General features: G+C 38.0%; 21 protein-coding genes and 1 pseudogene. 17 read left to right on the top strand and 5 right to left on the bottom strand.

What is annotated here, in order from left to right:
• Positions 1–301 precede the first annotated feature (301 nt).
• The 9 genes and pseudogenes from MHH66_RS24325 to glgP all read left to right on the top strand — a co-directional run bounded on the left by MHH66_RS24325 (position 302) and on the right by glgP (position 12,358).
• The gene (locus tag MHH66_RS24325) at positions 302–832 is read left to right on the top strand and encodes a sigma-70 family RNA polymerase sigma factor (RefSeq protein WP_012261907.1); all 531 of its coding nucleotides are present in this window, start codon (positions 302–304) and stop codon (positions 830–832) included.
• Positions 825–1,853 (top strand): DUF4179 domain-containing protein, encoded by a 1,029-nt coding sequence (locus MHH66_RS24320; RefSeq protein ID WP_012261906.1) that lies wholly within the window; start codon positions 825–827, stop codon positions 1,851–1,853. Before MHH66_RS24325 ends, MHH66_RS24320 begins: the two co-directional genes overlap by 8 nt.
• Positions 1,854–2,024: 171 nt before the next feature.
• Positions 2,025–2,281, top strand: a pseudogene (locus tag MHH66_RS24315) (IS4 family transposase); the annotation flags it as partial.
• A 423-nt stretch (positions 2,282–2,704) separates the two neighbouring features.
• A complete protein-coding gene (locus MHH66_RS24310; protein ID WP_002129674.1) occupies positions 2,705–3,649 on the top strand; it encodes an L-lactate dehydrogenase in 945 nt (314 codons plus the stop codon).
• A gap of 645 nt (positions 3,650–4,294) precedes the next feature.
• Complete coding sequence (gene glgB / locus MHH66_RS24305) at positions 4,295–6,232, top strand: 1,4-alpha-glucan branching protein GlgB (protein ID WP_078184716.1); 1,938 nt, start codon at positions 4,295–4,297, stop codon at positions 6,230–6,232.
• Positions 6,180–7,310, top strand: coding sequence for a glucose-1-phosphate adenylyltransferase (gene glgC / locus MHH66_RS24300; RefSeq protein WP_002129671.1), 1,131 nt, complete (start codon positions 6,180–6,182; stop codon positions 7,308–7,310). The genes glgB and glgC overlap by 53 nt, the downstream gene beginning before the upstream one ends.
• Before the next feature lie 18 nt (positions 7,311–7,328).
• Positions 7,329–8,363: a glucose-1-phosphate adenylyltransferase subunit GlgD gene (glgD, locus tag MHH66_RS24295; protein ID WP_040963130.1), complete on the top strand. Its 1,035-nt coding sequence runs from the start codon at positions 7,329–7,331 to the stop codon at positions 8,361–8,363.
• 137 nt (positions 8,364–8,500) lie between these two features.
• Entirely contained in the window at positions 8,501–9,931 is a 1,431-nt protein-coding gene (gene glgA, locus MHH66_RS24290) for a glycogen synthase GlgA (RefSeq protein ID WP_040963129.1), read from the top strand.
• An 18-nt stretch (positions 9,932–9,949) separates the two neighbouring features.
• The gene (gene glgP, locus MHH66_RS24285; protein ID WP_078184715.1) at positions 9,950–12,358 is read left to right on the top strand and encodes a glycogen phosphorylase; all 2,409 of its coding nucleotides are present in this window, start codon (positions 9,950–9,952) and stop codon (positions 12,356–12,358) included.
• A gap of 155 nt (positions 12,359–12,513) precedes the next feature.
• Here glgP and MHH66_RS24280 read toward each other — a convergent pair whose 3' ends face one another.
• Together MHH66_RS24280 and MHH66_RS24275 are read right to left on the bottom strand one after the other, a co-directional pair.
• Positions 12,514–12,648, bottom strand: coding sequence for a hypothetical protein (locus MHH66_RS24280; RefSeq protein ID WP_098167658.1), 135 nt, complete (start codon positions 12,646–12,648; stop codon positions 12,514–12,516).
• Positions 12,649–12,725: 77 nt separating this feature from the next.
• Positions 12,726–13,448 (bottom strand): lipase family protein, encoded by a 723-nt coding sequence (locus tag MHH66_RS24275; RefSeq protein WP_063218177.1) that lies wholly within the window; start codon positions 13,446–13,448, stop codon positions 12,726–12,728.
• Positions 13,449–13,589: 141 nt separating this feature from the next.
• On the opposite strand from MHH66_RS24275, the gene MHH66_RS24270 reads away from it, so the two are divergent.
• A complete protein-coding gene (locus MHH66_RS24270) occupies positions 13,590–14,360 on the top strand; it encodes a MerR family transcriptional regulator (RefSeq protein WP_078184714.1) in 771 nt (256 codons plus the stop codon).
• 23 nt (positions 14,361–14,383) lie between these two features.
• On the opposite strand, the gene MHH66_RS24265 is transcribed toward MHH66_RS24270, so the two are convergent.
• The gene (locus tag MHH66_RS24265; protein WP_002191043.1) at positions 14,384–15,166 is read right to left on the bottom strand and encodes a TIGR00266 family protein; all 783 of its coding nucleotides are present in this window, start codon (positions 15,164–15,166) and stop codon (positions 14,384–14,386) included.
• Positions 15,167–15,487: 321 nt separating this feature from the next.
• Between MHH66_RS24265 and cspD the strand changes: the two genes are divergently transcribed.
• Positions 15,488–15,688: a cold-shock protein CspD gene (gene cspD / locus MHH66_RS24260; protein ID WP_001193051.1), complete on the top strand. Its 201-nt coding sequence runs from the start codon at positions 15,488–15,490 to the stop codon at positions 15,686–15,688.
• A gap of 43 nt (positions 15,689–15,731) precedes the next feature.
• Here the strand turns inward: cspD and MHH66_RS24255 are convergent, their stop codons facing one another.
• Together MHH66_RS24255 and MHH66_RS24250 are read right to left on the bottom strand one after the other, a co-directional pair.
• On the bottom strand, positions 15,732–16,463 hold the full coding sequence (locus MHH66_RS24255) for a yteA family sporulation protein (protein ID WP_063218175.1): 732 nt from the start codon (positions 16,461–16,463) through the stop codon (positions 15,732–15,734).
• Between the two features lie 124 nt (positions 16,464–16,587).
• Positions 16,588–17,541, bottom strand: coding sequence for a 1,4-dihydroxy-2-naphthoate polyprenyltransferase (locus MHH66_RS24250; protein WP_002015811.1), 954 nt, complete (start codon positions 17,539–17,541; stop codon positions 16,588–16,590).
• A gap of 193 nt (positions 17,542–17,734) precedes the next feature.
• Between MHH66_RS24250 and MHH66_RS24245 the strand changes: the two genes are divergently transcribed.
• The 6 genes from MHH66_RS24245 (at position 17,735) to menC (ending at position 25,453) form a co-directional block, all read left to right on the top strand.
• Complete coding sequence (locus MHH66_RS24245) at positions 17,735–19,129, top strand: isochorismate synthase (RefSeq protein ID WP_078184713.1); 1,395 nt, start codon at positions 17,735–17,737, stop codon at positions 19,127–19,129.
• Positions 19,126–20,880 carry a 2-succinyl-5-enolpyruvyl-6-hydroxy-3-cyclohexene-1-carboxylic-acid synthase gene (menD, locus tag MHH66_RS24240; protein WP_002143569.1) on the top strand — a complete coding sequence of 585 codons (1,755 nt, stop codon included), beginning with the start codon at positions 19,126–19,128 and terminating at the stop codon, positions 20,878–20,880. Before MHH66_RS24245 ends, menD begins: the two co-directional genes overlap by 4 nt.
• Complete coding sequence (menH, locus tag MHH66_RS24235) at positions 20,877–21,689, top strand: 2-succinyl-6-hydroxy-2,4-cyclohexadiene-1-carboxylate synthase (protein ID WP_078184712.1); 813 nt, start codon at positions 20,877–20,879, stop codon at positions 21,687–21,689. Before menD ends, menH begins: the two co-directional genes overlap by 4 nt.
• 68 nt (positions 21,690–21,757) lie before the next feature.
• Positions 21,758–22,576, top strand: a complete 819-nt coding sequence (gene menB, locus MHH66_RS24230; RefSeq protein ID WP_002089233.1) for a 1,4-dihydroxy-2-naphthoyl-CoA synthase — start codon at positions 21,758–21,760, stop codon at positions 22,574–22,576.
• Positions 22,577–22,900: 324 nt separating this feature from the next.
• Positions 22,901–24,346 carry an o-succinylbenzoate--CoA ligase gene (locus tag MHH66_RS24225; protein WP_078184711.1) on the top strand — a complete coding sequence of 482 codons (1,446 nt, stop codon included), beginning with the start codon at positions 22,901–22,903 and terminating at the stop codon, positions 24,344–24,346.
• Complete coding sequence (menC, locus tag MHH66_RS24220) at positions 24,347–25,453, top strand: o-succinylbenzoate synthase (RefSeq protein ID WP_002034510.1); 1,107 nt, start codon at positions 24,347–24,349, stop codon at positions 25,451–25,453.
• The last annotated feature ends 30 nt before the right edge of the window (positions 25,454–25,483 follow it).

Genomic DNA, 25,483 nt, shown 5'->3' with positions numbered 1-25,483 from the left:
ATCACATGCCCATCAAGCTAAGATTTTAAGACACCCCCATAACGAGAATTTTACCTTTTTTACAGTTATTTATGAGAATTCAGCTCGTTTTTCCGTTTTGGGAGATCTTTTTTACTTTAAATTTGGTATGAACAAGCTATATATTTGGCTCTTATTTCTATCTGGATTTCTGGTGTCTTTTCTTTAATGCTGGATATTAATCATTGCAATAAGTTGTAGGAGATTTATGTATATGCACTTATTTTTGCAACCTTTTTATTCTCTCATTCGACTATATTAGTAAAGGGAGGAAGAAATAAAAATGGACATAGCCTATCTAGTAAAACAAGCAACAAGAGGAAATGATCAAGCATTTGAACAACTTATTACTTTTGTTCGCCCGAAATTATATCGAACAGCCTATTCTTATGTAAGAAATGAACAAGATGCACTGGATATATACCAAGAAACAATTTATGAAGCATATCTTTCACTGAGAAAATTAAAAAAGCCGGAGAAATTTCAAAGTTGGATTACCAAAATTCTTGTTTTTAAATCCATTGATTTTGTAAGAAAATCCTCTAGACAATTTGTTGCGAATGATGAAATATTTGCTAATTTATGTACAGAAGAAAGCATGAATAAATTAGAACAATCATTGGATTTAACCGAGGCATTTAATTTCTTAGATCCTACTTACAAAACTATTATTTTATTAAGGTATTATCACGATTTATCTATTAAGGAAATTGCTGAGGTTCTTAACTCTCCAGAAGGAACGGTAAAATCTCAATTACATCGAGCAAAGCAAGCCTTACGCCCCATTTTAAAGGAGGGATATAGTTATGAATAAAGAAGAATTTAATCACCATATCAATGATATTCCTATACCAGAAGACCGGTTAATTCAAAGAGAAAAAACAGCCATGCTTCAAGCTAAGAAAAATCAATACCGTAGAAAAAAAACAATCAAGTATTCTAGTCTTGTTGCTTGTGGAATATGTGTTTCTCTCTTAGGTTTTGGATTCATTTCTCCTGCTATGGCAAAGACTTTATCGAGTGTTCCAGTTATAGGCCCCATTTATGCACAATTTAATGATATTGCTTCTGATAAAATTGAAAAGGATGAGCTTGCTACATCAATTGAAAGACAAGATAACCATAGTGGTTTAACGATGAATGTGAAAGAAGCTGTTTACGATGGCGGACGTTTAGTGATCACGGTGGAATACAAAGGAGAAAATACTATTTCCAATAGCAATGAAGAGAAAGCTGGATTTAGTTATGTAACCATTAATGGGAAAGAAGTCAGAGCTGCAATTAGTTCTACTTCACAGAAGTCAAAAGGACGAAACACCATTATTGAGCAGCATGAATTCACTCTGGCTAATTACGGTGAATTTGGTGATAAAATTGATGTTTCCGTCCATGGAGAAGATTTATTTGGAAAAGCAGGAACATGGAATGTAGCATTTCCTCTTACAAAAGTTGAAGGTGAGATTCGTAAATTTACTCCTAATATAAAAACATTAACGAAAGATAATCTGTATGCATTAACAGTAGATCAAGTAACTTTTTCTTCACTTTCAACGAGGATTGATTTGACCTTTGATTATCCAAAAGAAATGGAAGCTAATGATAGTTGGCCAGCACTTGATTATACTGTCACTGATGATAAAGGAAAAATCTACGAAGGAGTCAGCTTGCAAGTTGGTAGCACGGGACTATACGGACACCATATTGTTTTAGCTCTTCCACCAATGGATAATCCTCCAAAATCCTTAACAATTAAACCTACGTATCTTAGTGGTCAAAATGATACTTTAAAAAATGGAGGTTCTGAAGATTTAAAAATGACTGTTTTACTACAATAATTGAAGGGCTTTGCTAGGTTTCCATGTCTATTGACTGTTAATAAGTGACGTTGTGTTAACTTGATGTGTATGGAAAAAAACATCACTATCAAGCTAAGATAAATTTGTATCCATGTAATCAAAAAAACGCTATTCTTTTTGTAGAATTATACAGAAAGGATGGCGTTTTTGATGAAGTCTATCATTTCAAATGAACTGGACCTTTTCGCACAAGAGCTCCAGTAGTCCTACAAGAGATCGCCAAACAAGTTGGTTTTATACAGCGATCTAGCAAGTATCAAGCAAACGAACTCATTGCCCTTTGCGTATGGCTCAGTCAAGAAATTGCTAGCACATCATTTATACAATTGTGCAGTCAGTTAGAAGTTTCTACAGGTGTACTTATGAGCTCAGAAGGACTGAATCAACGCTTTAATCCAGAAGCTGTCTTTCAATAGGTGATCTACTGAAGGCAGCTTCTTTATGCTGTTATTATTATAGGGTTTTGTCGGTAAGTCGATATTCCTTGTCGAATCGTTGATATATTTTGAGTTACGGTAGATATATTCTAAAAATCGTTGATATATTTAAATAATCGTCGATATAATTTCACTTACCGACAAAAAACCTAAGAAAAACCCTTTCACAATCTAAAGAAAACGCCTCCATTGAGATGGATTTCACCCGCACTCTAATAACTTTACACTCTATGTGAAAAAGTTCACAAATAGGTCATAATTTGTGAAGGAATTCACAATAATCCGTGCTACAATATGTATGTAAAGAAGTTAAACAACATTAAATTAGTATTTTAATTAATTACTTAAACAATAATAAAAAATAGATGTAAACAATTGAAAGGGGAAATTACCATGAAAAAAGGTATCAATCGCGTAGTATTAGTAGGAACAGGAGCTGTAGGTTGTAGTTACGCTTACTCAATGATCAACCAAGGTGTAGCTGAAGAATTCGTACTAGTAGATGTTAATGAAGCAAAAGCAGAAGGAGAAGCAATGGACTTAAGCCATGCGGTACCATTCTCTCCAGCACCAACAAAAGTTTGGAGCGGTAGCTATGCAGATTGTAAAGATGCAGATTTAGTAGTTATCACTGCTGGATTACCACAAAAGCCAGGCGAAACTCGTTTAGACTTAGTTGAGAAAAATACAAAGATCTTTAAACAAATCGTTCGCGGCATTATGGATAGCGGATTCGATGGAATCTTCTTAATCGCAACTAACCCAGTTGATATTTTAACTTACGTAACTTGGAAAGAATCTGGTTTACCGAAAGAGCGCGTAATCGGTTCTGGTACTACTTTAGACTCTGCTCGTTTCCGTTACATGTTAGGTGACTACTTAGATGTAGATCCACGTAACGTTCATGCTTACATCGTTGGTGAGCACGGTGACACTGAACTTCCAGTATGGAGCCACGCTACTGTAGGTGTACAAAAACTAGAAACAATCTTAGCGAACAACGAACAGTATAACCAAGAAGATTTAGATAAAATCTTTGAAAATGTACGCGATGCAGCTTACCACATTATTGAGCGTAAAGGCGCAACTTACTACGGAATCGGTATGTCACTACTTCGTGTAACTAAAGCGATCTTAAGCAACGAGAACAGCGTATTAACTGTATCGGCATACCTTGAAGGTCAATATGGTGAGAAAGATGCTTTCGTAGGTGTTCCAGCTGTTATTAACCGCGAAGGTGTACGTGAAATCGTAGAACTTGAGCTAAATGAAGAAGAAAAAGCGAAATTCGCTCATTCTGTAAAAGTATTAAAAGAAACAATGGCACCAGTACTATAATAATTGCTAAATAATTCAGAGGCGGGAAACTGCTTCCTACCTCTGAGTTTTTATATAATTTAATATAAATTCCTTTTCCGGTTTCCCTTGTATATCCCCAATATACCCCTTTTGCTGGAGAAGGGTCGTTTATAGAAAAAGCACTCTATTTTTGAATAGAGTGCTTTTGTGCGTTATCCCACTATTTGCGAGCAGAGTTTCACCTTATTCTTTAGGAGTTAACCTTGTGGCAATTTTTCCTAAACGCCATTCATCTCCTGCATACTCATTAGACCATGTCCTACCTATTCCTTGAGGTGGGAGTTTTCCGTCGGGAAGTGATAAAATTTGGGACAAAAAATGTTGAGAAATATTTTTAAACAATAGATTATTTCGCATGTATTTTACGTGGAAAGAGCGTGAAATACAGAGAAAAACCAATAAAATAAATATTGAGCAACAATGAAAGGTGAGAAATAGTAAGGGGAATAAAGCGTTTGCAATGAATATTCGTCAAAATTCGATAATTTACACGGAAAATATGAAAATTTTAAGTGAAATTTAAGAAAAAAACGAATATTTTTTAAAAAATAACAAGGATATTTCAGTTTTTCGCAGAAATGATAAAGAGTAAAAAATTTCTGTCATCTTAGTGAGGTGAACATATTGGATGTAATAAATTGTGAAGAAGTGAAACGAGATGAGTTTCATACAGAAAAGTACTATGACAGTTATAACATCTTTGGCGCACATATTGTGACGGAAGATGGGATGCGAGGTGTACGATTCACAGTATGGGCTCCTCATGCGAAAGCAATGAGTGTTGTTGGGGATTTTAATGAATGGGATTATGAGCAACATAAGATGCTACAAGTGACAGAAGAGGGGATTTGGTCCTTGTTTGTACCGCATATTGAAGATAATGATATATATAAGTATGCGATTGAAACGATGGACGGTGACGTTACTTTAAAAGCGGATCCTTATGCAGTATATGCAGAAGTAAGACCAAATACGGCATCTGTAGTTTTTGATATAGAGGGATATGAATGGAATGATAAAAACTGGATTCGTAAGAGAAAGAAAAAATCGATTTATAAAGAAGCGATGACAGTTTATGAATTACATTTCGGTTCTTGGAAAAAGAAAGAGGATGGCGCTCTGTATTCTTACAGAGAAATGGCCGAGGAGCTCATTCCGTATGTGGTGGAACATCAATTTACACATATTGAAATTATGCCGCTTGTTGAGCATCCCTATGACCGTTCTTGGGGATATCAAGGAACAGGATATTATGTAGCGACAAGTAGATTCGGCACGCCACATGATTTGATGTATTTTGTCGATGAATGTCATAAATATGGAATCGGTGTCATTTTAGATTGGGTACCGGGGCATTTTTGTAAAGATGCTCACGGTTTATATTTGTTTGATGGGACACCGACTTATGAATATAAAGATAGAGACGTACAAGAAAACCTTGTATGGGGAACTGTTAATTTTGATTTAGGGAAGAGAGAAGTACGTAATTTCTTAATTTCAAATGCGTTATTTTGGATGAGATATTTCCATATTGATGGTTTCAGGGTAGATGCAGTTGCGAATATGCTGTACTGGAATAAAGAAGGAAAAGAGCAAAGCAATGAACATGCTGTTTCTTTCTTACGAGAGTTAAATGAAGCCGTGTTTGCAGAAGATGAAGAGTTTCTTATGACAGCGGAAGATTCAACAGCTTGGCCACTTGTAACAGCTCCAACATACGAGGGTGGACTTGGATTCAATTATAAATGGAATATGGGTTGGATGAATGATGTGCTGAAATATATGGAATGTGCGCCAGAGTACCGGAAATACATTCATGAGAAAATGACATTCTCTTTAATATATGCTCACTCTGAAAACTTCATATTGCCGCTTTCTCATGATGAAGTCGTTCATGGGAAAAAGTCGTTATTAAATAAAATGCCGGGAGATTACTGGGATAAGTTTGCTCAGCTTCGTTTATTATATGGATATTTCTTTACTCATCCAGGTAAGAAATTACTCTTTATGGGTGGAGAATTCGGGCAATTTGATGAGTGGAAAGACCTTGAAGATTTAGATTGGAATTTACATGATTTTGAAATGCATCGTAATATGCATGATTACTTTAAAGAGCTCATAGCATTGTATAAGCGCTCAAAACCACTTTGGCAGTTAGATCACTCGCCTGAAGGATTTCAGTGGATTGATGCTAATAATAATGAGCAAAGTATTTTCTCGTTTATCCGCCAAGGGGATAAGCAGGAAGATGCGTTAGTTGTCGTATGTAATTTTACGAAAGCTACATATGAAAACTATAAAGTAGGTGTACCAGATTTCGAGTACTATAACGAAATTTTAAACAGTGACTCGGCGCAATATGGCGGATCGGGGCAAGTTAATAAGAAACGTCTCAAGACGATTCTAGAGCCATATCATAATCAAGCGGCACATGTAGAAATTACAATTCCACCATTTGGCGTATCCATATTACGACCAGTGAAGACGAGAAAGGGGAGCAAAAAACAAGATGGCTCAAAAACAAAAGTGCGTAGCAATGTTACTAGCAGGGGGAAAAGGTAGTCGTTTAAGTGCATTAACAAAAAATTTAGCCAAGCCAGCTGTTCCATTTGGTGGTAAATATCGCATTATTGATTTTACGTTAAGTAACTGTGCAAACTCCGGTATTGAAACGGTGGGGATTTTAACACAATATCAACCGTTAGAACTTCATAATTATATTGGAATCGGAAATGCTTGGGATCTTGATCGTGTAAACGGTGGAGTCACTGTGTTACCTCCTTATGCGGAGTCTTCAGGTGTGAAGTGGTATACAGGTACGGCAAGTGCTATTTATCAAAACTTAAACTATTTAAGTCAGTATGAACCAGAATATGTCCTTATTTTATCAGGCGATCATATTTATAAAATGGATTACAGCAAAATGCTAGATTACCATATTGAGAAAGAAGCGGACGTTTCGATTTCTGTTATTGAAGTGCCGTGGGATGAAGCAAGTCGCTTTGGCATAATGAATACAAATGAAGAGATGGAAGTTGTTGAATTTGAGGAGAAACCGCAATTTCCAAGAAGTAATCTTGCATCAATGGGAATTTATATTTTTAACTGGGCTATTTTAAAAGAATATTTAGAGATGGATGCAAGAAACCCTGAATCTAGTAATGACTTCGGAAAAGATGTACTTCCGCTTTTATTAGATGAAGGGAAGAAGTTGATGGCGTATCCGTTTGAAGGATATTGGAAAGATGTTGGAACGGTGAAAAGCTTATGGGAAGCGAATATGGATTTACTTCGCGATGAAACATCGTTGAACTTGAACGATCGTAATTGGCGAATTTATTCTGTAAATCCAAACGAGCCACCTCAATATATTGCAGAAAAGGCAAAAGTAGAAGAGTCACTTATTAATGAAGGGTGCGTCATTGAAGGGGACGTGAAGCATTCTGTTTTATTCCAAGGAGTGACGGTGGAAGAAGGTAGTATGGTAATCGATTCTGTCGTTATGCCGGGGGCAAAGATTGGTAAAAACGTTGTGATTGAAAGAGCGATCGTTGGATCGGAAATGGTTATTGAAGATGGGACAATAATTCGTCCAGAAAAAAATGTTGATGATGTAGTACTAATTGCTGAAGGAAAATAGAAAAGGGGGATGAAATGAATGGGAGAAAAAATGTTAGGAATTATTAATGCAACGGGAAGTTTTCCTTCCTTAAAGAAAGTAACAGGGCATCGTTCATTAGCGGCGTTACCGTTTGGAGGCCGTTACCGCCTCATTGATTTCATGCTTTCAAATATGGTGAATTCTAATATTCATAGCGTGGCGGTTTTTACAAGTCATAAAAATCGTTCTTTAATGGATCATGTCGGTTCAGGAAAACAGTGGGATTTAGATAGAAAGCGTGATGGACTGTTTTTATTCCCACCGAACTGCCAATGTGATCATGACGAATTTGGATCTTTTGCACATTTTAGAAGACATATTGATTATTTTCTAAGAAGCAGAGAAGAATATGTTGTTATTACGAATAGCCATCTTGTAACAGCGTTAAACTTTCAAGCGGTGTTAGAGCGACATATGCATACGTCTGCAGATATTACTGAAGTTTGTCATGAAGGGGTTTCGCTTCAAACATATGTGTTAAAGAAACAATTATTGCTAGACTTATTTGAGACATATAAAGATGTGGAGCAATACAGTTTATTTGATGTAGTGAGAGAAAAGAGCGGGAAATCACTGCATATTGCTACGTATGAGCATACAGGATATGTAGCTATTATTGATTCGATTGAAAGTTACTATAAGCATAGTCTAGAAATTTTGCAGCCTACTATTTGGAAGCAATTATTTAAGAAAGAAGCACCAATCTTTACGAAAGTAAAAGATGAGCCGCCAACTCGTTATATGAAGGGTGCAGTAGTGAAAAATACGATGATTGCAAACGGTAGTATTATTGAAGGTGAAGTGGAAAATAGTGTTATCTCCCGTTCTGTTAAAATTGGAAAAGGTTCAATTGTTCGTAATAGTATTATTATGCAAAAGAGCAAAATTGGAGATAATTGCATAATAGACGGTGTTATTATTGATAAAGATGTGAAACTTGGCGACGGCGTAGTGTTAAAAGGAAGTGCTGATGAGCCATATGTTGTAGAAAAAGGTAGTGTACAAAATAGTACAATCAGCAGTTATTCGTAAATAGCAGGTGCATAATTAGTGGGGGATTTAGAAAACCCCCACTAATTAAGGTTTTACTCTATATGAAAACTTGAAGGGAGGAAGCTGTAAGAAGAGCGATTTATGATGTATACGCTTTTCGTGCAGTGGAACAACAGGTGAATATTTTATTTGCAGTATCAGAATGTGTACCGTTTATTAAATCCGGAGGTCTAGCTGATGTAGCAGGAGCGCTTCCAAAAGAATTAAAAAAATTAGGAGTGAATGTTCGCATTATACTTCCAAACTACAGTCTTATCCCGAAAGAGTTAAGAGAAGGATGTACGCTTCATAAAGTAATTAACGTTCCTCTTGGATGGAGAAATCAATATTGCGGGATTTTAAAAGGTGAGCAGGACGGGATTACGTATTACTTAATAGATAATGAATATTATTTTAAGAGAGATTCTCTATATGGCCATTATGATGATGGGGAGCGTTTTTCTTATTTTTCAAAAGCAGTTTTAGAGTGTATTCCGCATCTTGATTTCGAAGTAGATGTTCTTCATAGCCATGATTGGCATACAGCTATGGTTAATTTCTTACTTCGTGAAAAGTATCAAGATAACCCGTTATATGAGCATATTAAAACGGTATATACGATTCATAACTTGCAGTTCCAAGGTGTGTTTCCTCCTGAAGTGATGTACGACTTACTGGAGCTTGGTCATGAATATCTTCATAGTGAACAGCTTGAGTTTTATGGAAACGTGAACTTTATGAAAGGCGGTATTATCGCATCTGACCAAATTACAGCGGTTAGCCCGACATATAAAGAAGAGATTCAATATGAGTTTTTCGGTGAGAAGTTAGATGGATTGCTACGAAAATATAATGATAAGCTTAGTGGCATTGTAAATGGAATTGATACGAGCGTATATAATCCAGAAACAGATCCATATATTACGGCTCAGTATAGTGCAGAATCGCTAGATGAAAAGAATGAAAATAAACGCGCATTGCAGCGTTATTTTGGTTTACCAGAAAAAGAAGATACACCAGTTATTTCGATGGTAACACGATTAACGAAACAAAAGGGGCTTGATCTAGTACGTACTGTATTCCGTGAAATAATGGAAGAAGATGTACAATGTATTATTTTAGGATCAGGCGATTCTGAATACGAGCAGTTCTTTGAATGGATGGCATACGAGTATCCAGAAAAGGTAAAAGTATATATTGGGTTTAATGAAGCGTTAGCGCACCAAGTGTACGCGGGAAGCGATTTGTTTTTAATGCCATCGCTGTTTGAACCGTGTGGACTTGGACAACTTATTGCGCTAGCATATGGCACGATTCCAATTGTAAGAGAAACAGGCGGATTAAATGATACTGTACATTCTTACGATGAGGACACTGGAATTGGGAATGGCTTTAGCTTTACGAATTTTAATGCGCATGACATGTTACATACGATTCTTCGTGCAATTGAGTTTTATCAAGATAAACCGGTATGGGATAAGCTTGTAAAGCAAGCGATGACTGAAGATTATAGCTGGGGGAAATCTGCTCTTGCATACAAGAAATTGTATAAAAGTCTCATGGAATAACATTGAGGTGGTGAAAAAATGTTTACTCATGTTGAAAGCTTCAAATCCGCTTTTTTAGAAAAATTAGAAACGATGTATGGGAAAAGTTTCAAAGATTCTACAACTCGTGATCAGTATAATACGCTCGGTCATATGGTACGTGAGTATATGAATAGTCAATGGATTGCAACGAATGAAAGTTATCGTTCTGGAGATCAAAAACAAATGTATTATTTATCCATTGAGTTTTTACTTGGGCGTTTGTTAGGCAGTAACATATTAAATTTAGGCATTCGAGATGTATGTGAAAAAGGACTTTTTGAACTTGGAATTTCTTTGCACGAGTTAGAAGAGATTGAAGCAGATGCTGGCCTTGGTAACGGTGGACTTGGACGTTTAGCAGCCTGTTTCCTCGATTCACTCGCTTCTTTAAACTTACCAGGACATGGCTGTGGTATTCGTTATAAGCATGGTCTGTTTGATCAAAAAATTGTTGATGGCTATCAAGTAGAATTTCCAGAACAGTGGCTTCTTCATGAAAACGTTTGGGAAGTAAGAAGGTATGACCAAGCCGTAGAAGTAAGTTATTTTGGAAACGTTGAACCACTAGAAATTGATGGACGTTTAGAGTTCAGGCATACAAATGCAGAAGTTATTATGGCAGTACCATATGACGTTCCAGTTGTAGGGTATGAAACGAGTACTGTAAATACGCTTCGGCTTTGGAATGCGGAGCCAGTTCCTTTCCCGCAAAATTGTAAAGATATTTTGAAATATAAGCGTGAAACAGAGGCCGTATCGGAGTTTTTATATCCAGATGATACGCATGATGAGGGGAAAATACTTCGTTTAAAACAACAGTATTTCCTCGTATCAGCAAGTTTGCAAAATATCGTTCGTATGCATAGGGAGAGACACGGTAGTCTTCGTCAGTTACATGAAAAAATCGCGATTCATATAAACGATACACATCCGGTTCTAGCAATTCCAGAACTTATGCGTATTTTATTAGACGAAGAAAAATTGACATGGGAAGAAGCTTGGCACATAACAACGCAGACGATTTCCTATACGAATCATACGACGTTATCAGAAGCGCTTGAGAAATGGCCAATTCGCATTTTTAAACCGTTATTACCGAGAATTTATATGATTATTGAAGAAATTAATGAACGTTTCTGTCATGAGCTTTGGGACCGTTATTCGTACGATTGGAAGCGTATTGAGGACATGGCCATTATTGCGCATGACCTTGTGAAAATGGCTCATTTAGCGATTGTTGGTAGCCATAGCGTTAACGGTGTGGCGAAAATTCATACAGAAATTTTAAAGCAGCGTGAAATGCGATTGTTCTATGAATTTTATCCAGATAAGTTTAATAATAAAACGAATGGAATTGCTCATAGGCGCTGGCTAATGAAGGCGAATCCACAGCTGACGAATCTTATTTCGGAAGCGATTGGAGAAGAATGGAAGAAAGAGCCGATTAAGCTGCAAGCACTGCAAAACTTCATACATGATACTAGTTTTCAAGAAAAGCTTGCAGGGGTAAAACAAGAGCGTAAGATTATTTTAGCGGAGAGCATTCATAATAAAATGGGGATCACTATTGATCCAAATTCTATTTTTGATGTGCAAGTGAAAAGGCTACATGCTTATAAACGACAGTTATTAAATGTTCTTCATATTTTGTACTTGTATAATCGTTTAAAAGAGGATACTAGTTTTTCATTTTACCCGCGTACTTTTATTTTTGGAGCGAAAGCATCACCTGGCTATTATTATGCGAAGAAAATTATTAAATTAATAAATGAGCTTGCAAGAAAAGTGAATACCGATCCGTACGTAAGTCAATTTATGAAAGTTATCTTTCTAGAAAACTACCGAGTTTCTTTAGCGGAAGATATATTCCCGGCGGCAGATGTAAGTGAACAAATTTCAACTGCAAGTAAAGAAGCATCGGGAACAGGTAACATGAAATTCATGATGAATGGTGCAATTACACTCGGAACATTAGATGGAGCTAATATTGAAATAAAAGACCGGGTCGGTGATGATGCCTGCTTCATTTTCGGCTTAACAGCGGATGAGGTTCTTCATTACTACCAAAACGGTGGATATCGTGCAAGTGACTATTATCACCACAATATGCATATTAAAAAAGTAGTAAATCAGTTAACGAATGGTTTCTTTGCACATTCGGGAGCTGAATTTGAAGCGATTTATGATTCTCTCGTAATTCAAAATGATGAATACTTCGTTCTGCGAGATTTTGGTCCATATGCGGAAAGGCAAGAAGCTGTTGGTAGAGCCTATGAGAACCGAACGAAGTGGTTAGAAATGTCGATTTTAAATATTGCACAGTCTGGTCATTTTGCGAGTGATCGAACGATTTTACAGTATAGTAATGAGATTTGGAGTATTGGTAATGCGGTTACACAGTATTAAGTGAAAGTCCCTTTTGAAGGGACTTTTATTCATGGAGACAAAGTGTAAAAATGAATAATACGTATAGGGACGCTAAAGTGTATTCACTTTTAAAAGAGGAATATAATTGCTAAAAAACGAGCTTAATCTCATTAAGCTCGTTTTTCCGTTTTTGCTTAAGAAGGAAATGGGATGGCAGTATACATGATACCTGTTCCACCATATTCTCCAGTCGCAAAGTATGAAAATGTAAAGAAACCCGTAAACGTAAAAATTACAATGAGAAAAAGTGCAAAGATAAATTTTAGCATGTAAGGTCCCCTCATCCAAAAAATAATTTCATATATTATTATAGTATAAGGATATTTAATTTCCAATTGTTTGCTGGTTAAAAATGAGAAGTCAGACATGTTTTGTATGTTGTCATGGCATGATTATTTGCAATAGATTTTGTGTTCTTTGTAAAAGTCATGTTGTGATGAACATGTGCATATTCCCAGTCTTGTTCATTAAAATGGACATTGCGCGGAGGGAGAAGAGGAACGACATCAAATAAATTAACAAAGCGAAAGCTACTAGCTACTTGTAGTTTATAATAATTACGAAATGCAATATCGCCCACTTTGGGAGAGGCAAATGTATAAAGACCGTACTGTGCGAAGGCGGTGTTGATACGCGCATCGAGTATATGTAGTGTGGCGAGCGCGCCGCCTAAGCTATGGCCTGTTGCAAGAAGTTTCTTATGGGCTGGTAATGACACGAGCATATCCATAATAGAATCCCGGCAAGATTCATAAATTGAAAGAAAGCCGTTATGAACATTTCCGCTATTTAAAGCGTATGGGTATGGTCTTTGGTTGACGAGTGAATCGATAATCCAATCTGTATCTGTTTGTGTGCCCCTAAAAGCTACAATAATCGTATCCTCAGATTCTAATATGAATCCGAACCATTCTGTCTTTTGAATGGCCTTTCCTTGAAACCCTTGTACATATTGGAACCCATCGGGTATTTCGAAAATGCCATTTTGTTTATATTGTTCATACGTTAACTCGCAGCAAGATGCTAACAATATAGCAGTATCTTTATCAAAGGATAAAGGAGTACGCATCGAGAAAGCCCTCCTTAAGAAAAGGTATAGTTCAATATATGCAGTGAGGGACTTGATTCATTCTTTTTGAAAAAAGGCTTGAACCTACAGTTACGTGAGGGAGTATGATTTTTGTAAACATATTGTTAGGAGGAGTGTAGGATGAGCAAAAAGGAAGGCTATTCAATTGGTGAGTTTTCAAAGAGAACAGGTATATCAATACGAACACTACAGTATTACGATGAACTTGGCCTGCTTAAACCTGAAAAAAATATAAGTTCAGGACACCGTGTATATAAAGATAGAGATATATTAGCGCTCCAAAAAATAGTGAGTCTTAAAGTATTAGGATATAGTTTAGAAGAAATTCGTGTCATGCTCAATGTGAAAAGTTTGAATATAAGCTTAAAAGAAACATTACAAAATCAAAGAGTAGCCTTTGAAGAAAAGAAAAAACAACTTGAAGTTTCGATAAAGGCGATTGAACGAACAATGGTATACCTTGAGGAAGATGAAGAGGTAGATAGTAACATATTAATGAGCTTAATTAATAGTATCCAAAAAGAAAACGAACAACATTTATGGCTTGAAGAATATGTATCAAAAGAAGTGGCTGATGGATTATATAATAAGCCGGAAGAAGAGGACATAGCACTTGATAAAGAGTTTATGCGTTTAGCAAAAGAAGTGAAAAGGTTATTTGGAAGACAAATTGAGGATTCAGAAGTGCAAAAATTGGTTGATGAACATATGAAAGCGACTCTTAAGTATGTCGGTGAAGAGACAATGTATTCTCTAGGTAAATTAGAGAATGTAGAAGAACAATATAATAATATGATGCCTTCTCCTTATACGGAAGAAGAAGAGGCGTGGCTTAATGAAGCGATGAAATACTTTATGATCCAAAATGGTTTGTATAGTCCACCTAAATAAAAAGTGCCCTATAAGGGCACTTCTTACTCTTTTCCATCTAATAAACGACCAAGTCCGCCTAAAACGCTACCTTCACCGCTGTTTTGAGCTGCTGGGCTTGTAAGACGTGCTGCTAAGCGGCTAAGTGTTAAGGACTGAATCCAAACCGTTCCAGGACCTTCTAGCGTTGCGAAGAATAAACCTTCGCCGCCAAATAGAGCCGTTTTTACTTTTCCAACGAATTGAACATCGTAGTTAACATCTTTCGTCATTGCAACGAGACAACCTGTATCAATGCGAAGTTTCTCGCCAGGTTTCAATTCACGCTTATATACAGTTCCGCCTGCATGCATGAAAGCTAGACCATCACCTTCAAGTTTCTGCATGATGAAACCTTCACCACCGAAGAAACCAGTTCCTATTTTTTTAGTAAACTCAATTCCGATAGAAACACCTTTTGCGGCACAAAGAAATGCATCTTTTTGGCAGACTACTTTTCCTTGATATTCTGTTAAATCAACAGGAATAATTTTTCCAGGATAAGGAGCGGCGAATGATACGTGTCGTTTGCCATGACCTGTATTTGTAAATACAGTCATAAACATACTTTCACCTGTAACGAGACGTTTACCTGCGCCCATTAATTTACCGAATAGACCACTAGATGGTCCAGAACCATCACCGAAAATCGTTTCCATTTCGATATGATCTTCCATCATCATCATTGCGCCAGCCTCTGCGACAACGCTTTCTTCTGGATCCAATTCAATTTCGACAAACTGCATATCATCGCCATATAACTTATACTCGATTTCATGTGCTTGCATTTTTTCACCTCATCATATGTAGTAATTATATTGTACAGAAATCAAAGGAATTAGAATACTGTAGTTTTATTAATTTTTGAATAAAAATAGAATGAAAATTTAAGGTTATACTAGAATTATAAAAAACGATGGGACGAAAGTGTTCTCATTTGACGTTTTTGATATAGCATGATATAGTGAAAACACTATTGAGCTACATAATGTGGTACGGAAATAAAGCACGTTGTATTAAAGGCTGTAAGCTTGTTATACATTCATGTCCTTTATATCCACCTTTTCATGTGGATTCATAGTTTCATTTTTATTTAGGAGGTACATGACATGCAAACAGGTAAAGTTAAATGGTTTAACGGCGAAAAAGGTTTTGGCTTCATCGAAGTTGAAGGCGGAGAAGACGTATTCGTACATTTCTCAGCTATTCAAGGCGACGGCTTCAAAACTTTAGAAGAAGGTCAAGAAGTTTCTTTCGAAATCGTTGATGGAAACCGCGGACCACAAGCAGCTAACGTTACAAAAAACTAATTAGCTAGCGAAAAAAAGCATTCCGAATTTCGGAATGCTTTTTTTATGCTTTAGAACCAGACTCATCTGAAGATAATTCACCTTTAAAGGTGCGTTCTTCAAAGTCATCAAGCAATTGTTCATATTCTTCATGTTCTTCTGTTGCGAAAACTTGTGGGTTTTTTCCATACATATCTGTTCCAATAAAGTTTTCGAAATCCTCTACATACCCAACATTTTCTTCACTATTTACGTACATGCCATTATAGTTTTTTGAATCCTGTCTTTCTAAATCGGATGGTGTTTCTGATGTTCCGTAATTTGCGACGTCTTGCCAAGCATCTTCAGCATCGTACTCTACAGAATGATCTTCGTCGTGCTTATGAAACGAAGGATCTAGCACCTCTTCTTCAACTGGGCGCGTCTGCATATCTAATTTATTTGTAGTGTGCTGAATACACGTTGTAGCAGTTGGCATTGCTTCTAATCTTTCAAATGGAATTTCCTCACCAGACACTTCGCAAATTCCGTACGTACCAGCTTCAATTTTTTGCAGAGCATGTTTCGTATCTTCTAACTGTTTATGCCAAAATTCGATGAGTCCGAAATCTTTCTCACGTTCGTACAATTCTGTAGCCATATCACCTGGATGGTTGTCATAGCCAGACAATTCTCCTACTGAATCACGTTCAGATGCACGGTTTTCATCTTCATGAGTTTGTATCGTTTGTTCAACTTCTTGCTGTTGTTTTTCTAGAATAGATTTAAATTGATTTATTTGTTGTGGAGTTAACATAGTCGTCCACCTTCCTACAATTCAGTTTCTTTATATAGTATGAGCGTTGAGAGTAGGAATTATGAGATGAATTTCAGCCGGGAAATTGGTATATGAAAAAAGGAGCCGCATAAGCAGCTCCTTTCTATAGGAAGTATCCAAGCAATAATCCGATTCCCATTAGGAGACCGAAAATTGTATTTGTTTTTGCTGTTGAAATCATCGCAGGTACCATTTCCATTGGAATGCTTTTGCCGATAAAGCCTTTCGTCGCTTTAAATGCTTTCGGTACACTTAAGAATACGATAAGCATCCATGGTGATACGATGTTAACGATGATTAAAGCGATTGTCCAAATGTAGGCAACGATAAACATAGAAGCAAGTACACCAACGGCTCTTTCGCGTCCAACGAGAATTGCTAACGTTTTACGACCATTTTCTTTATCACCATCTAAATCACGAATATTGTTAGATAGTAAAATTGCACCAATTAAAATGGAGCTTGGAATAGATAATAAAATCACTTCTGATGTTACTGCCCCTGTTTGGATAAAGAATGAAATACCAATAATAATGACACCCATAAATAATCCTGCTGTTAGCTCTCCAAATGGTGTGTACGCAATTGGAATGGGGCCACCAGTGTAAAGGTAAGCAACGGCCATACAAACAAGACCGATTGCAGCAAGCCACCAGCTAGAGTTCATACAAATATAAACACCTAATAGCGTTGCGATGCCTAAAAATCCGAATGCTAAGTTAAGCACGGTTTTTGGTTTAATGCCATCGCGGACGATAGCACCTCCGATTCCAACTGAACCTTCATGATCGAGTCCTCTTTTATAATCAAAGTATTCATTAAACATGTTCGTTGCTGCTTGAATGAGAAGGCAAGCAAGAAGCATCATAAAGAAAAGAGGAAGATGTATTTGATTTATACCTCCGACCTGCATTGCAAAAGCTGTTCCGATGAAAACAGGAACGAAAGCTGCTGTTAATGTATGGGGACGTAATAAACTCCACCAAATTCGCCAGCCTGTTTGTTTACTTGGCTTTGGCGCCGTAGGAGAGGAATTCGTTTCGACGTTCATTTCCATGTTGAATCCTCCTTGGTCACATATTGTACACAATTAAGTGTAGAAAAAGCATCATTTAGTGTCAACGTTTATTTTCTAGGAAGAGAAGGTGAATTTCTCAGAAATGCTAAACGTTGACAGGCCTTTCCTTTGAGGTGTATCTTAAAATCAAGCGTAATTATGACTATTTTTCGCCCATAGGGGGGAGACAATTGTGATTCAAACGAAACGAAAAGGCTTACAAGAAGTTCTTGTTACAGCTATTAAGCGTACGACTGATGAAAAAACATTAGTTAGTTTTGTAAAACAAATAGATTGGGTGGATCCACTTCTGTTTTATGCAGCAGGAAAAAGGATCGCATTCGAAAATAGATGTTATTTTGCAGACCCAGCTCAGCATGTAATATTTGCTGGAATTGGCTCTGTTTTCACTATAGCAAATTCTTCTCACAAACGCTTTCAAACTGCTCGTGACGAGTGGGATAAAGTAAAAGAGAAAGCATTCGTACAAAGAGAAGGATACGAATTTGGAACAGGTCCTCTTTTATTTGGTGGATTTTCATTTGACCAAGAAAAAGAAAAAACGAATCTTTGGAAAGAATTTGATGATACCACATTTTCACTACCAGCATTTTTATTAACTGTAAAAAATGAAAAGGCGTGGTTAACGATTAATCAGTTCGTTTCAGCTGAAGATTGTGCAGAAACTCTTTATAACGAAATTATTTCTGTAGAAGAGAGAATTTTACAAGAGAGTAAATGTGCACTAGTAGGATCAAAATTAACAGTTACTTCTAAAGTAGAAGTTGATCCGAGTGGCTGGATGAACGCGATTGGAAAAGTGCAAGATGAAATGAAGCAAGGGAACGTGCAGAAGGTTGTATTAGCAAGGGAGCTAAAATTAACGATGGATCAGCATGTTGATTCCGTTCTTGTTTTAGAAGCGCTTCGCATTGGGCAACCGGATTGTTACGTATTTTCTTTTGATTATAAAGGAGCATGCTTCTTAGGGGCGACACCTGAGCGATTGATTCGAAAAGAAGGCGAGAAGTTCACATCGATGTGCCTTGCTGGTTCAATTGGTCATGGCAATTCTATAGAAGAAAGTAAACAAAATGGTGAGACGCTTCTTCATGATGAAAAGAATTTGGCTGAACACGGTTATGTAGTTAACATGATTCGAGGTGTGCTAAGTGAGCATTGCGAATCTGTTAATATTCCGGAGAGCCCAGGCTTATTAACGACGAAAAATTTAATCCATTTATATACGCCAGTAGAAGCAAAAGGTGATGCAAGTCTTTTAACGATGGTAGAAGAATTACATCCAACACCAGCTCTTGGTGGTACACCTCGTCATGAGGCGTTGAAATTAATTCGTGATGTAGAGCTTTTAGATAGAGGATTATATGGTGCACCAATTGGCTTTATAGATGATGAAGGAAATGGTGAATTTGCGGTTGCACTTCGCTGCGGATTATTAAATGGCGAGAAGGCATCCTTGTTTGCCGGCTGTGGTATCGTAATTGATTCAGTAGCGCAGCTTGAATATGAAGAAACAAGTTTGAAGTTTAGACCGATGCTTGGTGCTTTGGAGGAATTAATGAAATGAACAATCATATAGAAGCATTATCATATTATTTAGGCGCGTTCGTGGACGAACTGACGCGTCTAAATGTATGTGATGTTGTCATTAGTCCTGGCTCACGGTCAACGCCGATTGCCTTACTAATGGAACAACATGAAGGAATGAAAACATATTTACATGTAGACGAAAGATCAGCAGGATTTTTTGCGCTCGGTATTGCGAAAGCAAAAAAACGTCCTGTTGCGCTATTATGTACGTCAGGGACGGCAGCAGCGAACTATTATCCAGCTGTATGTGAAGCGTTTCATTCACGAGTGCCGCTTATCGTATTAACAGCGGATAGACCGCATGAATTAAGAGATGTGGGTGCACCACAGGCGATGAATCAATTTAATTTATACGGTACTTTTGTGAAGCAATTTACAGAGATGGCACTTCCTGAAGCGAGTGAAGCAATGTATCATTACGCTCGAATGACAACGCAGCGTACGATAGCAAGCGCACTTCTAGCGCCGCAAGGACCTGTTCATCTTAATTTTCCAGTTCGCGAGCCGCTTATACCGGATTTCTCATTAGAAAGTTTATGGGATAAAGGGCGTGGTGAATATACAGGAGTAGTTCAGCAAGGGAACGTGACGATGCCGAGTGAATATGTAGATTCTCTTGTAGGGCGCCTTTCACATATGGAAAAGGGGCTTATTATTTGTGGAGACGGCAGTCATCCAGAAATAACAGAAGTTGTTATGAAAGTAGCTGAGAAAACAGGGTATCCAATTTTAGCAGATCCACTTTCTAACCTCCGTAGTGGTAATCATGATAAAACGATGGTTATAGATTGTTACGATACATTTTTACGAAATGAATTGTTAAAAGAAACGTGGAAGCCGAATGTTTTAATTCGTTTCGGAGGAATGCCTGTCTCTAAAGCATTAACGCAGTTCATCAAAAAACAAACGAAAGCTGTTCATATCGTTGTCGATGAATCTGGACAATGGAGAGATCCAGCTCTAGTTGCGACAGAAGTTGTACAAGCTAGTGACAGTGAATTTTGCAGAGCATTACTAGAGAAAATGCCAGTTATGAAAAAGAATGATTGGTTCGGAATGTGGAAACATATAAACGAGAAAACGAGAGAAACGCTTCGTGAGATGGAAACATATGAAACGGCGTTTGAAGGAAAAGTAATTACGGATATTGTACGTGTATTACCAGAAGGGGCAACGTTATTTGCGAGTAATAGTATGCCAATTCGCGATACCGATTCATTTTTCTTCACATCGGATAAAAACATTCAAGTAATGGCGAACCGCGGTGTAAATGGTATTGATGGAATCATTTCAACAGCTTTAGGAGCGAGTATTATTTGTGATCCGCTCGTATTAGTAATCGGTGATTTATCATTTTATCACGATTTAAACGGACTATTAGCCGCGAAACTACATGAGTTAAATATAACGATTGTTGTTGTAAATAATGATGGTGGAGGTATTTTCTCATTCTTACCACAATACGAGAAAAAGGAACATTTCGAATCATTATTTGGAACACCAATTGGGCTTGATTATGAACATGTTGTCAAAATGTATGGTGGTTCATTTAGCCGTGTAAATGGTTGGGAAAACTTCCGAGAAGAAGTACAAACTGGAACGAAAACGAATGGATTACACGTTGTGGAAATTTGTACGAATCGCGAAGAAAACTTGAAATTACATCGTGAACTATGGGCAAAAACAATGGACGTTATTACTACATCTTTGCAAGGTGAATCAAAATGAAAGTAACATTGCAAGGTGTATCGTATGAATATGAAGTAGCCGGAAGCGGGGAACCACTTCTACTTCTTCATGGTTTTACGGGAAGCATGGAAACGTGGGGTTCCTTTATTCCTTCTTGGAGCGAGCAGTTTCAAGTCATTCTAGTAGACATTGTTGGACACGGGAAAACGGAAAGTCCTGAAGATGTGACGCATTATGATATTCAAAATGTGGCGCTGCAAATGAAAGAACTACTGGATCATCTTCATATTGAAAATGCGCACATACTTGGCTATTCAATGGGTGGTAGACTTGCGATTACGATGGCATGCTTATATCCAGAATATGTGCGTTCGCTTCTTTTAGAAAACTGTACAGCTGGACTTGAGAGTGCAAAGGAGCGAAAAGAACGCAAGGAAAAAGATGAACGACTTGCCGATAAAATTGAGCAAGAAGGCATCCGAAGTTTTGTTTCGATATGGGAAAATATTCCGCTATTTGAAACGCAAAAACGTTTAGTGCAAAACGTAAAAGAAGCGGTGCGAAAAGAACGACTTGCTAATGATCCAAAAGGACTTGCAAATAGTCTTCGCGGCATGGGAACAGGGGCTCAACCTTCATGGTGGAACGAATTGCAAAACCTAAAAATGCCTGTCCTTTTAATGAATGGAGAAAGTGATGAAAAGTTCTTTCGCCTATTAAAAAACATCAAAAAATGCATCCCTCATGCGAAATTTGTCAAAATTGATGGGGCTGGCCATGCAATTCATGTGGAACAACCGGAAAAGTTTGATACAATAGTAAAGGGATTTCTAAAAACTATGCAGTGATACTTTTTTCAGCAAGAAGGAAGTTGCACTTATAGCGGAGATCAGAAATATAAAAGGAGGTAATAGTAATGACTATTGAATGGGTAAAAGAAGGCAATTACGAAGATATTATTTATTCAACATACAATGGCATCGCAAAGATTTCGATTAACCGCCCTGAAGTACATAATGCATTCCGTCCTAAAACGGTAATGGAGTTAATCAATGCTTTTGCACACGCTCGTGATGATGCAAATGTTGGCGTTATCATTTTAACAGGTGAAGGTGGACGTGCATTCTGTTCTGGCGGCGACCAAAAAGTTCGCGGTCATGGTGGCTATGTAGGTGACGACCAAATCCCACGTTTAAACGTATTAGACTTACAACGTCTAATTCGCGCAATCCCTAAACCGGTTATCGCAATGGTAGCAGGTTATGCAATCGGTGGTGGACACGTACTTCATATCGTATGTGACTTAACAATCGCTGCAGACAACGCTGTATTCGGACAAACAGGTCCTAAAGTAGGAAGCTTTGACGGTGGATACGGAGCTGGTTATTTAGCTCGTATGGTAGGCCATAAGAAAGCTCGTGAAATTTGGTACCTATGCCGTCAATATAGTGCACAAGAAGCACTTGATATGGGCTTAGTAAACACAGTAGTACCATTAGAAGAACTTGAAGCAGAAACAGTACAATGGTCACAAGAAATTTTAGCAAACAGCCCAATGGCACTTCGTTTCCTAAAAGCTGCATTCAACGCAGACACAGACGGTTTAGCTGGTATTCAACAACTAGCTGGAGACGCAACGTTATTGTACTACACAACTGACGAAGCAAAAGAAGGCCGCGACGCGTTCAAAGAAAAACGCACTCCGGACTTCGGTCAATTCCCTCGTTTCCCGTGATCAAACCAAAAGCGGAAGCGGCTCGCTTAGAATGTGAGGGGGATGGAGCTTCTGACAGAGAGGCGCTTTTTGCCTCGTAGGAAGAAGTGAAGCCACCGAACATTCTAGCCGCTGTAGCTGGATGAAACCAAAAGCGGAAGCAGCTCGTTCAGAACAAGAGGGCGTTGGAACTCCTGACAAAGAGGCGCTTTTTGCCTCGTAGGAAGGCGTGAAACGACCGACTGTTCTAGCCGCTGTAGCTAGATGAGATCACACCGGAAACAAAACAACTAAGAGACTTGATGTCATATCAGGTCTCTTTCTTTCATGAAAGGAGAATGAGTGATGGAGACGATGCCGAATTGGTTAATGCAACGTGCATTTTTAACACCTAATCGCACTGCAATTGAAATTGAAGAGGAGAAGGTTACTTTCGTGCAGCTGCATGAAAAAGTAGTATCTGTTTGTGAACACCTCACGCATGTAGGAGTGAAGCGGGCGCAAAAGGTGGCTGTTCTGATGAAAAATGGTATGGAGATGATTACAGTTATTCACGCCCTATCTTACATAGGTGCAGTAGCTGTGCTTTTAAATACGCGTCTTTCAAGAGAAGAGCTACTTTGGCAAATGGATGATGCGGAAGTTGTTTGTTTAGTGACGGATCAAGAGTTTGAGACGGAAAATGTTCCAGTATGTTCATTTGCTGAAGTGATGCAAGGACCGAAGGCGGAAGCATTTATACAAGAAGAATTCTCTTTAGAAGAAGCGATGACAATTATTTATACGTCAGGGACGACAGGGAAACCGAAAGGCGTTATTTTAACATACGGTAACCACTGGGCAAGTGCAGTCGGTTCTTCGCTTAATTTAGGGCTTCGTGATGATGATTGTTGGTTAGCATGTATGCCAATGTTCCACGTGGGCGGGTTATCTCTTTTAATGAAAAATATTATGTACGGTATGCGCATTTTACTCGTTCCAAAATATGATGCTAATTTTATTCATAAAGCACTTCAAACGAGAGGCGTTACGATTATTTCTGTCGTTTCTAAAATGCTAACAGATTTATTAGAACGACTTGGCGAAGGTACATATCCATCTTCTTTACGATGCATGTTACTTGGGGGAGGACCAGCACCGAAGCCGTTATTAGAAACATGTGTGGAAAAAGGAATTCCTGTGTATCAAACGTACGGTATGACAGAAACATCATCGCAAATTTGTACGTTAACAGCGGATTATATGTTAACGAAAGTAGGATCAGCCGGAAAACCACTATTTCAGTGTCAGCTTCGTATTGAAAAAGACGGCGTAGTTGTGCCGCCCCGTGCTGAAGGAGAAATTGTAGTAAAAGGACCGAACGTAACAGGTGGCTACTTTAACCGTGAAGATGCGACGCATGAGGCGATCAGAAATGGATGGCTTCATACTGGTGACCTCGGTTATTTAGATGAGGAAGGATTTTTATACGTATTAGATCGACGCAGTGATTTAATTATTTCTGGGGGAGAAAATATATATCCAGCTCAAATTGAAGAAGTATTGCTCTCTCATCCGGCGGTAGTAGAAGCGGGTGTTGTCGGTATGGCTGACGAAAGTTGGGGACAAGTACCAGCTGCTTTTGTTGTAAAAAGTGTAGACGTAACAGAAGAAGAAATTCTTCGTTTTTGCGAAGAGAAATTAGCGAAATATAAAGTGCCGAAGAAAGCATGTTTCTTAGAGGAATTACCACGAAATGCTTCGAAGAAATTGTTAAGACGAGAGTTAAGACAATTAGTGGAGGAGATGTAGGTGGAAATAAAAAAAGCGACACTTTATATAACGGAAATGCCGCTCATTATCCCGTTTGCGGCAAGTTACGGGACTTATGAAAAGCGTGAAAGTATCGTCATTGAATTAGAAGATACAGATGGATACATTGGTTTTGGTGAAGTCGTTGCATTTTCTGAACCGTGGTATACGGAGGAAACGGTGAAGACAGCGCTGCATGTACTTCAGGATTTTTTATTACCAGATTTATTGAAAGCTGAAATCTCTCATCCGAATGAAGTACCGTCTTTGTTCAAACATATAAAGAGAAACCGAATGGCAAAGGCCGGAATTGAAGGTGCTGTTTGGGATTTATATGCGAAGCGTCAAAAGCAGTCGTTAGCGATATTGCTTGGCGGAAATAGGTCTGAAATTGAAGTCGGCGTTGTGATTGGGATCAATACAATTCCCGTTATGTTAAAGCAAATCGAGAAGTACGCGGAAGAAGGATACGAGCGCTTTAAAGTGAAAATAAAGCCAGAACATGATTACGAATTACTGAAAGAAATTCGCAAAGAGTTTCCGAACATCCCGTTAATGGCTGATGCAAATTCAGCTTATACATTAGCGGATACGGAGAAGTTGAAACGACTAGATGAATTTAGGCTTATGATGATTGAACAACCGTTAGCGGATTACGATTTTCTGGATCATGCACAACTGCAAAAGAAAATTGAGACACCGATTTGTTTAGATGAAAGCATCCATAGTTTAGAAGACGCACGTGTTGCGATTACGCTTGGCAGTTGCCGCGTCGTTAATATTAAACCAGGGCGAGTGGGCGGATTAACAGAGTCCGTTCAAATCCATAATTATTGTATGGAGCATAACATACCAGTTTGGTGCGGTGGCATGGTAGAAATGGGGATTTCACGAGCTCAAAATGTTGCACTCGCTTCATTGCCAAACTTTACGATTCCTGGAGATATATCTGCTTCTAGTAGACATTGGGAGAGGGATATCATTTCACCAGAAGTGATGCTTGAAGGCGGAAAAGTAAGGGTACCGCAAAGTATTGAACGTGAGTATGAAGTAGATCGAGGCAGGTTGGAAGAAATAACAAAGCAGCGGATTATTTTTGAGCGATGAATGGGAGCTTTTATTAGTACTGACTACCTG

The sequence above is a fragment of the Bacillus sp. FSL H8-0492 genome (assembly GCF_038006145.1).
Taxonomy (GTDB): Bacteria; Bacillota; Bacilli; order Bacillales; family Bacillaceae_G; genus Bacillus_A; species Bacillus_A mycoides.
The sequence above is the reverse complement of the archived record's forward strand: the minus strand, read 5'-3'. Positions and strand labels throughout refer to the sequence as shown.

Coding starts and splice junctions, on each gene's coding strand:
- MHH66_RS24325 (WP_012261907.1), top strand. CDS start 302: ATGGACATAGCCTATCTAGTAAAACAAGCAACAAGAGGAAATGATCAA.
- MHH66_RS24320 (WP_012261906.1), top strand. CDS start 825: ATGAATAAAGAAGAATTTAATCACCATATCAATGATATTCCTATACCA.
- MHH66_RS24250 (WP_002015811.1), bottom strand. CDS start 17,541: ATGGAAATGAACGTCGAAACGAATTCCTCTCCTACGGCGCCAAAGCCA.
- MHH66_RS24275 (WP_063218177.1), bottom strand. CDS start 13,448: ATGCGTACTCCTTTATCCTTTGATAAAGATACTGCTATATTGTTAGCA.
- MHH66_RS24280 (WP_098167658.1), bottom strand. CDS start 12,648: ATGCTAAAATTTATCTTTGCACTTTTTCTCATTGTAATTTTTACGTTT.
- glgC (WP_002129671.1), top strand. CDS start 6,180: ATGGCTCAAAAACAAAAGTGCGTAGCAATGTTACTAGCAGGGGGAAAA.
- MHH66_RS24225 (WP_078184711.1), top strand. CDS start 22,901: ATGGAGACGATGCCGAATTGGTTAATGCAACGTGCATTTTTAACACCT.
- menD (WP_002143569.1), top strand. CDS start 19,126: ATGAACAATCATATAGAAGCATTATCATATTATTTAGGCGCGTTCGTG.
- cspD (WP_001193051.1), top strand. CDS start 15,488: ATGCAAACAGGTAAAGTTAAATGGTTTAACGGCGAAAAAGGTTTTGGC.
- MHH66_RS24265 (WP_002191043.1), bottom strand. CDS start 15,166: ATGCAAGCACATGAAATCGAGTATAAGTTATATGGCGATGATATGCAG.
- glgP (WP_078184715.1), top strand. CDS start 9,950: ATGTTTACTCATGTTGAAAGCTTCAAATCCGCTTTTTTAGAAAAATTA.
- glgD (WP_040963130.1), top strand. CDS start 7,329: ATGGGAGAAAAAATGTTAGGAATTATTAATGCAACGGGAAGTTTTCCT.
- MHH66_RS24310 (WP_002129674.1), top strand. CDS start 2,705: ATGAAAAAAGGTATCAATCGCGTAGTATTAGTAGGAACAGGAGCTGTA.
- menH (WP_078184712.1), top strand. CDS start 20,877: ATGAAAGTAACATTGCAAGGTGTATCGTATGAATATGAAGTAGCCGGA.
- MHH66_RS24270 (WP_078184714.1), top strand. CDS start 13,590: ATGAGCAAAAAGGAAGGCTATTCAATTGGTGAGTTTTCAAAGAGAACA.
- menB (WP_002089233.1), top strand. CDS start 21,758: ATGACTATTGAATGGGTAAAAGAAGGCAATTACGAAGATATTATTTAT.
- MHH66_RS24255 (WP_063218175.1), bottom strand. CDS start 16,463: ATGTTAACTCCACAACAAATAAATCAATTTAAATCTATTCTAGAAAAA.